Annotated in this window: 11 protein-coding genes; 9 read left to right on the plus strand and 2 right to left on the minus strand. The window is 62.2% G+C overall.

Going from position 1 to position 11,077, the window contains the following annotated elements:
* Positions 1-86: 86 nt before the first annotated feature.
* Together B7G66_RS17390 and argH are read right to left on the minus strand one after the other, a co-directional pair.
* Positions 87-281, minus strand: coding sequence for a hypothetical protein (locus tag B7G66_RS17390; protein WP_003618417.1), 195 nt, complete (start codon positions 279-281; stop codon positions 87-89).
* Complete coding sequence (gene argH, locus B7G66_RS10435) at positions 278-1,717, minus strand: argininosuccinate lyase (protein ID WP_003618419.1); 1,440 nt, start codon at positions 1,715-1,717, stop codon at positions 278-280. Before argH ends, B7G66_RS17390 begins: the two co-directional genes overlap by 4 nt.
* A 232-nt stretch (positions 1,718-1,949) precedes the next feature.
* Between argH and B7G66_RS10440 the strand changes: the two genes are divergently transcribed.
* The 9 genes from B7G66_RS10440 (at position 1,950) to B7G66_RS10480 (ending at position 11,007) form a co-directional block, all read left to right on the plus strand.
* A complete protein-coding gene (locus B7G66_RS10440; protein WP_003618421.1) occupies positions 1,950-2,747 on the plus strand; it encodes an N-formylglutamate amidohydrolase in 798 nt (265 codons plus the stop codon).
* Positions 2,748-2,815: 68 nt separating this feature from the next.
* Entirely contained in the window at positions 2,816-3,700 is an 885-nt protein-coding gene (locus B7G66_RS10445) for a shikimate dehydrogenase (RefSeq protein ID WP_040511710.1), read from the plus strand.
* A 44-nt stretch (positions 3,701-3,744) separates the two neighbouring features.
* Positions 3,745-4,353 carry a dephospho-CoA kinase gene (gene coaE, locus B7G66_RS10450; RefSeq protein WP_003618427.1) on the plus strand — a complete coding sequence of 203 codons (609 nt, stop codon included), beginning with the start codon at positions 3,745-3,747 and terminating at the stop codon, positions 4,351-4,353.
* The gene (gene dnaQ / locus B7G66_RS10455) at positions 4,350-5,030 is read left to right on the plus strand and encodes a DNA polymerase III subunit epsilon (protein WP_003618429.1); all 681 of its coding nucleotides are present in this window, start codon (positions 4,350-4,352) and stop codon (positions 5,028-5,030) included. Before coaE ends, dnaQ begins: the two co-directional genes overlap by 4 nt.
* Before the next feature lie 149 nt (positions 5,031-5,179).
* Positions 5,180-7,525, plus strand: a complete 2,346-nt coding sequence (locus tag B7G66_RS10460; protein ID WP_003618431.1) for an adenylate/guanylate cyclase domain-containing protein — start codon at positions 5,180-5,182, stop codon at positions 7,523-7,525.
* A complete protein-coding gene (locus tag B7G66_RS10465; protein ID WP_003618432.1) occupies positions 7,522-8,430 on the plus strand; it encodes an MlaE family ABC transporter permease in 909 nt (302 codons plus the stop codon). Before B7G66_RS10460 ends, B7G66_RS10465 begins: the two co-directional genes overlap by 4 nt.
* 2 nt (positions 8,431-8,432) lie before the next feature.
* Positions 8,433-9,128 (plus strand): P-loop NTPase family protein, encoded by a 696-nt coding sequence (locus B7G66_RS10470; RefSeq protein WP_003618435.1) that lies wholly within the window; start codon positions 8,433-8,435, stop codon positions 9,126-9,128.
* Positions 9,128-10,084: an MlaD family protein gene (locus B7G66_RS10475; protein WP_003618437.1), complete on the plus strand. Its 957-nt coding sequence runs from the start codon at positions 9,128-9,130 to the stop codon at positions 10,082-10,084. The genes B7G66_RS10470 and B7G66_RS10475 overlap by 1 nt, the downstream gene beginning before the upstream one ends.
* Complete coding sequence (locus B7G66_RS10480; RefSeq protein WP_064478807.1) at positions 10,081-11,007, plus strand: hypothetical protein; 927 nt, start codon at positions 10,081-10,083, stop codon at positions 11,005-11,007. The genes B7G66_RS10475 and B7G66_RS10480 overlap by 4 nt, the downstream gene beginning before the upstream one ends.
* Positions 11,008-11,077: the final 70 nt, after the last annotated feature.

Raw genomic sequence — 11,077 nt, forward strand, 5'->3', positions numbered from 1 at the left:
CTTCAGAAGACGCCGCCTTTTTGGAAAAAGGCGGCACCCAAAAACTTTTCTCGTTTTTTATCAATGATGTGTTTTCAAACAATCTCTTAACGGTCAGGCGCGGGATAGGTCCGGTTATAGGTGAAGTCCGACCGTGGGCCGGGAGGCTGGGGCGGGCCGATTCGCCCGCAGGCCCCCAGCACGCTGCCTGCCACCGAAAGCGCGATGATGCACGTCATGGCCCATGCCATGCGTGCCCGGCGGGAGTGTGCCCCGCGGGAGTATGCATGACGGGTGTTCATGCCTTTTTCCCTTCTTTTTCCGCCGCCAGCGCCTTTTGCCAGCGTCCGGCCTGCGCACGCACATTGTCAGGTGCAGTACCGCCAAGGCTGGTGCGTGACGCCAGTGATGCCTCCACCGTCAGTACGTCGAAGATATCGGCGGTTATGCCGGGTTCTTCGGCCTGCATCTCCTGCAACGTCAGTTGCGACAGGTCCACGCCACGTGCTTCCGCCTTGCCCACCAGGCGGCCGGTGACGTGGTGGGCGGTGCGGAATGGCAGCTTCAGCACCTGCACCAGCCAGTCGGCCAGGTCGGTCGCGGTGGAAAATCCCGAACCGGCGCAGGCCCGCATCTGCTGCGCATTGACACTCAGGTCGCGCACCATGCCATCCATCGCCGCCAGGGACAGGGCAGCGGCGTCGGTCGCGGCAAAGACCGGTTCCTTGTCTTCCTGCATGTCCTTGGCATAGGCCAGCGGCAATCCCTTCATGACCGTCAGCAGCCCGACCAGCGCCCCCGTGATGCGCCCGCCTTTCGCGCGGATCAGCTCGGCCGCGTCGGGATTGCGCTTTTGCGGCATGATGGATGAACCGGTGGTGAACGCATCGGACAGGCGGATGAAGGAAAATGGGGCCGAGCACCAGATGACGATTTCTTCCGCCAGGCGCGACAGGTGCATCGCCATGATCGACAGTGCGGAGAGATATTCCAGGGCGAAGTCGCGGTCAGATACGGAATCGAGCGAATTGGCCGTAGGGCGGTCGAACCCGAGCGCGCGCGCCGTCATTTCACGGTCGATGGGAAAGGACGTGCCCGCCAGTGCCGCCGATCCCAGCGGGGATTCATTAAGCCTGCGCCGCGCGTCCGACAGCCGCCCGCGATCGCGGCCCAGCATTTCGACATAGGCCATCAGGTGGTGGCCGAATGTCACGGGCTGCGCGGTCTGCAGGTGGGTAAAGCCGGGCATGGGCGTTGCGGCATGTTCCATCGCGCGCGCGCACAGTGTTTCGATCAGGGCAGTAACCTGCGCATCAAGCCCGTCGATGGCGTCGCGCACCCACAGGCGGAAATCGGTCGCGACCTGGTCATTGCGCGAACGCGCGGTATGCAGGCGCTTTCCCGCCTCGCCGATGCGCTCGGACAGTCGGGCCTCGATATTCATGTGGATATCTTCGAGCGCGGTGCTGAAATCAAAGGTACCGGCCTCGATCTCCGCGGCGATGTCCTTCAGCCCCTCGCGGATACGGGTTTCGTCCGTGGGGGTAATGATGCCGGTTTTCGCCAGCATTGCCGCATGCGCAAGGGAGCCCGCGATATCCTGTCGCCACAATGCCTTGTCAAAACTGATGGAGGCATTGATGTCCTGCATGATGGCCGCAGGCCCCCCGGCGAAACGTCCGCCCCACTGGGCGTTTGCCTGATGCGTGTTGGTGGTGTTCTTTTCATTTGCAGACATGTCGTCGCGCCCCAGCCATCTTTAACGGACCCCGTAGATGCCGCGCCCTGGCGCGACCGACGCACCCTAATGACGGGGGGCGGCGCGTGCAATCGCGTCCTGAGGCGCCATCATGATGCAAAAGTGGCCCATGGCGTGAAAACAGATCGCCCGCGCCCCCTTTCGTTCAGGGCCGGTGGCCGGTAGGGTCTGCCAAAATGCAAGATCACGGACAGGAGTTGTCGGGACCGCCATGAATATGACGCGCCTTCTGGGGGACGAAGATCCGTCGCCGGTGGTTGAATTCGGCCCTTCCGCCACGGTGCAGGGGGAACGCGGGCCCGATTCGCCGTTCCTGTTCGTCAGCGATCATGCAGGTCGCGCGGTTCCACGGCGTCTGGGGACGCTGGGTGTCGCGGATGACGACTGGGATCGCCATATCGCATGGGATATCGGAATCGCCGGAATGGGGCGGGCGCTGGCCGAACGTCTGGGCAGCCTGCTGATCGAGCAGGCCTATTCCCGGCTGGTGATCGACTGCAATCGCGCGCCGGGGCACCCGACCTCCATCGTCCGTGAAAGTGACGGCACGCAGGTGCCGGGCAACCTTGACCTGACGGCCGAGGATGAAGGCGCACGGGTGGCGGAGATATTTCATCCCTATCACAACCGGATCGCAACCGAACTGTCGGCGCGGCATGGGGCGGGCATGCCGCTCATCCTCGTGGCGCTGCACAGTTTTACGCCGGAAATGAATGGGGTCAGCCGTCCATGGCATGCCGGTGTCTTGCATAACCGCAACCCGGCCTTTGGCCTGCGGGTCCGCGATGTCCTTGCCCGCGAAGATGGCCTCGTCATCGGCAGCAATGAACCCTATGCCCTGACGGATGTCAGTGATTACACCATTCCCACCCACGCAGAAGGGCGCGGCCTTGCCTATCTGGAACTGGAGGTGCGTCAGGACCTGATCGCAACGCCGCAGGGGCAGGATGAATGGGCGGCGCGCCTTGCGCGGATACTGCCACAGGCATGGGAAGGAATGGGGGCATGACGCAGGCTTTCGATCCCCGGACTGGTGCTGCCGGTGTTGATGATATCGAGGCGGGGGACATCGCGGCCATGCCCGCGCCGCGCCGGATCGGCGGGCATACGGCGCTTGCGGGGGTGATCGGCTGGCCGGTGGAACATTCACGTTCGCCGCTGATGCATAATTTCTGGCTGGCGCAGTACGGGATCGACGGGGCGTATGTGCCCCTGCCGGTCCGTCCCGGCGCGTTTGACGTTGCGGTGCATGGCTTGCGCGCTGCGGGGTTCCGTGGGGCGAATGTCACGATCCCGCACAAGGAAGCGGCTTTTCGCATCGTTGACCGGCTGGATCGTTCGGCACGGCGGTCGGGTTCGGTCAATACGCTGGTTTTCGCACCCGACGGGGCCATCGAAGGGTTTTCGACCGATGGTGACGGCTTTGTCGCCAATGTGGAGGCGCATGGCGTTGTGGTGAAGGGCGGCCGGGCGCTTCTGCTTGGCGCCGGGGGGGCGGCACGGGCCATTGCCGCCAGCCTGCTTGACCGTGGGGTCGCATTGACCATCGCCAACCGTACCCCCGCACGGGCGCACGAACTTGCTGATGCCATGCGCGCGGACGCCGATGCGGGGACGATGGTCGATGTTGCGCCGTGGGATGCGCTCGATACGGTGTTGCCGGGGTGCGACATGCTGGTGAATACAACGTCGCTGGGGATGGATGGCGGCCCGGCAGGTGGCCTGCCGGTCGATCTGGCGCGGGCGGCGTCCACATTGGTGGTGTGTGACATCGTCTATGTCCCACGGCAGACGGTGTTGCTGCATGATGCGGCGGCGCGTGGCCTGCGTTACGTGGACGGCCTGGGCATGCTGATCCATCAGGCGCGGCTGGGCTTTCGTAAATGGTTCGGCACGGACCCCGTCATCGGGCCGGAGGTGGAGGCACTGCTTGATGCCGACCTTCGGGGGGAGCGGCGCTGACGCGGCCTGGTGATATGCGTGGGCATCGGACCCGATCCGGCGGGATGAGCATTATCGGGCTGACCGGTGGCATCGGGATGGGCAAGACCACGGTGGGCGCGATGTTGCGCAGGCTGGGCGCGTGGATATTTGATGCGGATGCCGTCGTGCATCGCCTGCAGGCGCCTGGCGGCCGGGCGCTGCCCGCGATCAGGCGGCTTGTCCCTGATGCCGTGCGTGATGGCAGGCTGGATCGCGTTGCCCTGCGGCGTGCCGTGGTGGCTGATCCCGCATTGTTCAGGGCGCTGGAGGCGATCATTCATCCGATGGTGTTCGATGAATGCCGCAGGTTCCTGCGCGCCGCGCGCCGCGCCCATCGCCCGATGGTGGTGCTGGATATCCCGTTGCTGTACGAGGCGGGAATGGACCGGTTGTGTGACCGGGTGATCGCCGTCAGCGCACCCTGCGCGGTACAGCGCGCGCGCGTGCTGGCGCGTGGTCACATGACCCCCGCGCAGGTGGACGCCATCATCGCGCGGCAGATGGATGACCGGCAACGCCGGGCGCGGGCCGATCATGTGATTTACACGGGGCTGTCGCGCGCGCTGACATGGCGGCAGGTCCATGCGGTGGTGGCGCTGGTGCGCCGTGAACAAGAAAGGGGCCGGAGATGAAGCGTTCCATCCTGTTTGATACCGAAACCACCGGGCTTGACCCGCTGAACGGTGATCGCGTGATCGAGATTGCGGCCCTCGAACTGATCGGCGACCTGCCAAGTGGCCGCAGTTTCCGCGTGCTGATCGACCCCGAACGCGATGTGCCGGAGGAGGCGTCGCGCGTGCATGGCTTTACCCGCGCGGATCTGGAGGGGCAGCCGAAATTTGCGCAGATTGCGGACGAATTCCTGGCGTTCATTGGTGATGACGAACTGATTGCCCATAATGCGGCCTTCGATTTTGGGTTCCTCAACGCCGAATTCAGGCGCGCCGGTCTGCCGGAACTGGCGATGACGCGTATGGTCGATACGTTGCAGATCGCGCGGGCACGCTTTCCGGGAATGCCCAACAGCCTTGATGCGCTGTGCCGTCGCTTTTCCATCGACCTTTCAGCCCGCACGACCCATAACGCCCTGCTCGACTGCAAGCTGCTGGCAGAGGTTTATATCGAACTCAGCGGCGGCAGGCAGCGTGGCCTCGGCCTGTCGGTGGAGGAAGGGGGCACGCCAAGTGCCGCCTATGACTATACCCGTCCCGCAGGCCATGCCGTGGTGCGTGTTGTCCCTGATGCGGCGGAAATCGCGGCCCATGCGCGGTTTGTCGATGAAATATCGGACCCATTATGGCGGGCTTGAAGTTTTTTTTACCTATGTCGGGTGTAATCGGTGTTTGCGTTGTCCCATTGTCATCGCTTTCATGCGCTGTGGGTGTGGCCGTATGCGCCAGCATGATCTAGGATCACACCAGCGTAGCGTCAGGTTATTGTAAAGACAGGAAGAGAGCAGTGTCCCCGGACGAGATTGTCGATCCCTCGGTTGCCCCTTCCGATCAGTTCAGGCGTTTTGTCACCCATGTGGGGATTCCCGTCGCGGGGGTCCTGATGGTCATTGCCGTGATTGCCGGTGTTGGCTGGCACTCCTATCGCACGGTGCGTAACGGGGCGCTAAGCCTGACCCACAGCCTGCTGCTGAGCCAGCAGGAATATGTCGGGAATGAAGTGAACAACTTCCTCGCACCGGCCTCCGCCGGGGCGGTGATCGCGCGCGATATGCTGATGCACGGCAATCCCACGGTCGAAGACAAGATCTTTTACGGCTACAGCAGCAGCATGCTGCGCAACGTGCCGCAGATCCAGTCATACTACCTTGCCGACAGCGACGGCAATTTCAGCCTGGTGCAGCGTGGTCCCGACAATAAGGGGCTGGAGCAGATATCGCTGCAGAACAAGGGCACGCCCGACGCCACGTTCGTCCATCATATCTTCGATGATAACGGCAAGCTTGTCAGTGAGCAGAAGACCAAGGCCAATGGTTACGACCCGCGCCTTCATGTCTGGTACCAGCAGGCGGTCAAGGCGGGAAAGATGGTCTGGACCCCGCCCTATATCGTCGAAGTTACCAAGCAGATGGCGATTTCGGCGGGCATGCCCTACACCACCGCAAGTGGCAAGACCTATGTCTATGCCATCAATATGTCACTCAGCCATCTGACGGACTTCCTCGATGCGCTGAAGATCGGGCAGAGCGGGCATGGTGTCCTGCTGGACCAGTCGGGACATGTGCTGGCGGGCCACAAGATGCATGAGATCGAGGTCGCAGCCCACGGCGATCCGGAAAAGATGCTGCTGGACCCGGTGCATTACCCGGTGATGTCCAAGGCATTCGACCAGTACCGCGTCCACAGTTATGGCACACGCACCCTGCGCAACAAGGGGCAGAACTATATCACCATGCTGTCGCCGGTGCCGCTTGCGTCGCAGAACTGGGTGCTGATGCTTGTCGCCCCCGAAAGCGATTTCGCGCAGTTTGCCAAGGCCGACGGACGGCAGAACCTGTTCTTTGCGTTCCTTGTCGTCATCATGTCCTCCATCCTTGCGGTGCTGTTGTTCCGGCAGGGACGCAAGACGGAACATGTGCAGCATGACCTTGAACGTTTCCGCGCGATTTCCAATTACGAAAGCCATTCGCTGCAGACGGTCGCGTCCTATCCCGAATTGTTCAATCCGTCTGATGACGCGCTGATCCTGACGGAAAGCCTGGTGGACCTGTCACAGGCACGGCGTGCGGGGATATGGCGCATCCTGCATGATGGTGCCACGCTGATGTGCATCGATTCATATGACCGCCAGCAAGATGCCCATTCCGGTGGCTTCGAACTGTCCACCAGCGAACTCAAGACATTTTTCGATGCGGTATCCCATGGGGATTCACTGCTGGTTGCCGATGCGTCCACGGATGAACGCACGGCCAATTTCTATCGTCTTTACATGCGTTCGATGGGAAGCCACAGCCTGTTCCTTGGCCCGATCCTTGGGGCGAATGGACCTGTGGGTGTCATCACGCTGGAGGATGCGCCGCAGGCCGCGCTGGTGACGCATTTTGTGGACATGATCGCGGGTATCGCTGCGACCCGCTTCTCCGCGCAGCATTATTCGGCGGTCGAGGCCGCGCGCGCCGAACTCGCCGAGAATGAGAAGGTGGAAGAAGAAGCCCCCGACGCCAGCCAGGGCTTCCTCGTGCCGCCGGGTTCGCTGAAGGTTGATGGTGCCTATCCGCTCGATGTTGATCCTTCCAAGCTTGAAGGGTTCTATCCCGCCGTGGCGATCATGGTCATCAGCCTGTCGGATATGGTGCTGACGTCGCAGAATGACCCGTCGGAAAATCTGAAGCTGATTGATGCAATGGCGCAGCAGCTTCAACAGATCGCGCATCATTACGGGCTGTATTCGATCCGTATGCTGGGCCACCGGCTGGTATGCGTGGCCGGGTGTTCCAAGACCCCGGACAAAAGCGCGCCGCAGCGGATGGCGAATGCAGCGCTTTCGATGCGTGAAGTGACGATGTCGATGCTGGCGAAGGCTGACCTCGACCCGGTTTTCCGCATCGGTATTGATGTCGGGCCGGTCTTTGGCGGGCTGCTGGGGCAGGAACCACGGGTATTCAACCTGTGGGGGGATGCCATGGGCATGGCCGAACTGATGGCGCAGGGCGCGCCCGATGCGGGCACGATCCAGGTGACGGAGGAAATGTACCTCAGCCTGCGTCAGTCGTTCCTGTTCCGTGAACGTGGACGTTTCTTCGTGCCGGGTCTGGGGCTGACGCGGACATATGTGCTGGCCGGACGGCGATGACCCCGAACGATCCCACACTCCATGAGGTGACAGCGGGGCCATCGGCCACGCCCGCGCCAGGCAGGACGGCGGCGCCTGATGCGCCATCCGCGCCGCCGCCGGTGACACGCTTCCTGCTGCGGGTTGCGCCATGGCTTGCTGCGATCGGGCGTTTCGTACGCCATCAGGTGCGCTTTACCCTCATGCTGGTGGGGGCGGGATGGGGGACCCTGCGTGAAAGCCTGCGTCCCAATGCGTGGCGCAGGCCGGTTATTTTTGAATTCCGCAGTTGCCTGCGGCAGGTTATCGCCGGGGGGCTGATCAGCACGGTCGTTACCGCCACGCTTGCGGGCCTGATGGTGGTGTCGCAGGCGGCGTACTGGCTGGGTTTCGCCGGGATGGCGCAGATGACGGGCTCGATCCTCGTCTCTGTCCTTGTGCGTGAAATCACCCCCATCCTGATGGGGATCATCCTGCTGGGCCGCAGCGGCATGCTGTCACTGACGCAAATCGGGCTGATGGTGCTCAATGGGCAGGTACGGACCATGCAGGCGCGTGGCCTCGACCCGTTCCTGACGCTGGTGATGCCGCGCGCCTTTGCCTTCATGGTTGGTGGTTTTTCGCTGGGGATAATCTTTGCGGTGGTGTCCCTGCTGATGGGCTTCTTTGTCGCGCACGCGACGGGGGCGATCAATTCCTCTGTATGGACGTTCTTCTTTAACGTGCTGGCGGCGATGACGACGTGGGATTATCTGATTATCCCGCTCAAATTCCTGCTCGTTGGCTTTTTTGTCGGGCTGGGGGCATGTATTTCCGGCCTGACCGTCAGCAATAATGATACGATCGCGACATTGATGCCGCGTGGTTTCGCCCGTGGCATCATGCTCATCATGGTGGTCAACATCCTGTTCATGCTGGATTTCTGACGATGGTGGCAAACGCTCCCCTTCTGGAACTGCGTCAGGTCGTTCCCTCGTTCGAGGAAACGGGACTGATGCCCGTACCCTATGATTTCCGGCTGATGCCTGGTGACTGCGCGGTGATCGACTGCCGCGATGCCGGGCGTGCCGCGATGTTCGCGGACCTGTGTTCGGGCATGATTTCTCTGTCGCAGGGGACATGCAGGTTCATGGGGCTGGACTGGGGCACGCTTGCGGACCGGCAGCTTAATGCCCTGCGTGGGCGTATCGGGCGCATCCCGCGCGCGGGGGGGTGGATCAACATGCTTGGCACCCACCTGAACATCATGATGCAGGAACTTTACCACACCACGGACGCGTTGGAGGATGTCGTCGCGGCGGCCACGGTCCTGGGGGAAAGATTTGGTTTCCCCGGCCTGCCGATCAGCACGCCCGACCACCTGTCCACCGCGGACCTTGCGCGGGCGGCATGCGTCAGGGCCTTCATGGGGCGGCCCGACCTGCTTGTTCTGGAGGATATATCCGATATGCTGCCAGCGGAAATGGTGCTTCCGTTTCTAGAGACCCTGACCGCGGCGCGCGACCGGGGATGCGGTGTGGTCTGGCTTGCGCGGCATACCTCGTCATGGAGTGTCTATCGCAAGGCGGTGAACATTCACATGCGCCTTCTTGATGAAGGTCTTTTCCCCATGCGGGTGATATAATGGCACAGAAACAGCAATCCTATGGAATCCGTCAGCTTGTCCGTGTCCGCTATGCGGATGAATGGGTTGGTGTTCTTGTTCTTTTTTCACTGCTGATCCTGTTCGGCGCGGTGCTGGAGGCCGGTGTCCTGCGAAGCTGGCTGACGCCGGCGGGGCGGCTGCGGATTGTCCTGCCTGAAAATGGTGTGGGCGGCCTGTCGGTGGGTGACAACCTGGAGGTGATGGGCATTCATGCCGGTACGATCCGCCGGGTGCGGATCAATCCGTCTGGCGGCATGTATGCGATTGCCGAAATTGATCCTGACATCGAACCCTATATCCGCCGCGACAGCGCCGCCGTGATCCGGCGGCAGTTCGTGGTGGCAGGGGCAAGCTATATTGATATCTCCCGTGGCACGGGGGACAAGCTGGACTGGAGCTATGCTGTCCTGAATGCGACGAACGCCCCCAATCCGGCGGATACGATCACCCAGACCTTTGCCGACATCCGGGCGCGTATCATGCCTGTGCTGGACAATGCGCAGCATATGATGGCGACGATGGACGCCACGATTACGGACATGCATGCGGGCAAGGGATCGGTTGGCCGCCTGATGACCAATGACGACCTGATCCGTCAGGCGGAAACGACGATCACCACCCTGAATGCCACGATTTCGCAGCTTACGCCCATCGAGGGGCAATTGGCGAACGTCATGAAAAAAGCCGATGCCAGCATGGCCAACGTGCAGAAGGCAACGGGCGACCTGCGCAACGCATCGCCCCAGCTTCCGGCCATTACCAAGAACCTCAACGATGCCAGCCAGCAGCTTCCGGTGCTTCTGGTGCAGGCGCAGACAACAGCACACAGCCTGCAACAGCTTGTGGACCAGTTGCGCGGCATGTGGCTGCTGGGTGGTCATGGCACGCCTGCGAAGACGCATGGCCGGCTCTCTCCGCGGAAGGTGCAGCCATGATGCGTGCAACTTATCTGGCATCGGTTGCCATGGTCCTCGTGCTTGCCGGTTGCGGGGGCGGGGGAAAGGTCGCAGCCCCTACCGACGGTATCCTGTCACAGGATATGGAGACAGGGCGTGACGCGGTGGACCTTGGCCGGCTGTCGGTGGCGGAGGGACAGTACCGTGCCGCAGGTGTCCGGGCGCTGGCGCGCGATGATGTCGCCGCCATCGGGGATGCGGGCTATAACCTTGCGGTTGTGCAGCTTGATGAAAATCGCCCACAGGATGCCCTGACCACCATTGCCTCTACCCGTGCCGCGCTGTCTGTGCGTGGGGCGCAGTCCGATGATACGGGGCTCGACCTTGTGCAGGCCGGTGCGCTTTACCGGCTTGACCGTTTTGATGAGGCCGCGAACAGCGCGACATCGGCCGCGCGCGCGTCTGATCCCGCGATTGTGGAGAAGGCGCAGCTTTTGTCGGGTATTATTGCCGATGCCCGGGGGGACCGGGGGACGCTGGATAAGGTTGCGGCCTATTTTACCCAACTGCCGAAAACTGCGGCATGGTCATGGCTGGCGGATGCGCAGGAAATCACGGCGCGCAGGTTGCTTGCCGATGGTGGGAATGCGCAGACGGCGTATCAGGACGCGATGCAGGCGGTTGCCGCCCGGCAGACGCATGTGGAATATCGCGATATGGCCCGTGGGCTGAGTGTGGCCGCGCGTGCGGCGGGACAGGCGGGCAATGCATCGCAGGCGGCAGCACTGTATCTGCGTGCCAGCCAGAGCGCGCAGAAGGAAGGCGATACGCAGAATGCCGATGCGTGGCGCAAGCTGGCTGGAACTCTTAACATGCCGGACCCGTTTGCTTCCCCTGCGAATGACAGCACAACCCAGCCCAAGGCGGCTGTCACTGCCACTGGCGCTGTTACACAGAAATAAGAGACTGTTTGAAAAGTCAGGATCGGTAACACCCTGAAATTATAAAGGTTTTTGGTGAAGCTTTTTCTAA

The sequence above is a fragment of the Novacetimonas hansenii JCM 7643 genome, assembly GCF_000964405.1.
GTDB classification, from domain to species: Bacteria; Pseudomonadota; Alphaproteobacteria; order Acetobacterales; family Acetobacteraceae; genus Novacetimonas; species Novacetimonas hansenii.

Coding starts and splice junctions, on each gene's coding strand:
- B7G66_RS10470 (WP_003618435.1), top strand. CDS start 8,433: ATGGTGGCAAACGCTCCCCTTCTGGAACTGCGTCAGGTCGTTCCCTCG.
- coaE (WP_003618427.1), top strand. CDS start 3,745: ATGAGCATTATCGGGCTGACCGGTGGCATCGGGATGGGCAAGACCACG.
- argH (WP_003618419.1), bottom strand. CDS start 1,717: ATGTCTGCAAATGAAAAGAACACCACCAACACGCATCAGGCAAACGCC.
- B7G66_RS10440 (WP_003618421.1), top strand. CDS start 1,950: ATGAATATGACGCGCCTTCTGGGGGACGAAGATCCGTCGCCGGTGGTT.
- B7G66_RS10445 (WP_040511710.1), top strand. CDS start 2,816: ATGCCCGCGCCGCGCCGGATCGGCGGGCATACGGCGCTTGCGGGGGTG.
- B7G66_RS10475 (WP_003618437.1), top strand. CDS start 9,128: ATGGCACAGAAACAGCAATCCTATGGAATCCGTCAGCTTGTCCGTGTC.
- dnaQ (WP_003618429.1), top strand. CDS start 4,350: ATGAAGCGTTCCATCCTGTTTGATACCGAAACCACCGGGCTTGACCCG.
- B7G66_RS10480 (WP_064478807.1), top strand. CDS start 10,081: ATGATGCGTGCAACTTATCTGGCATCGGTTGCCATGGTCCTCGTGCTT.
- B7G66_RS17390 (WP_003618417.1), bottom strand. CDS start 281: ATGAACACCCGTCATGCATACTCCCGCGGGGCACACTCCCGCCGGGCA.
- B7G66_RS10465 (WP_003618432.1), top strand. CDS start 7,522: ATGACCCCGAACGATCCCACACTCCATGAGGTGACAGCGGGGCCATCG.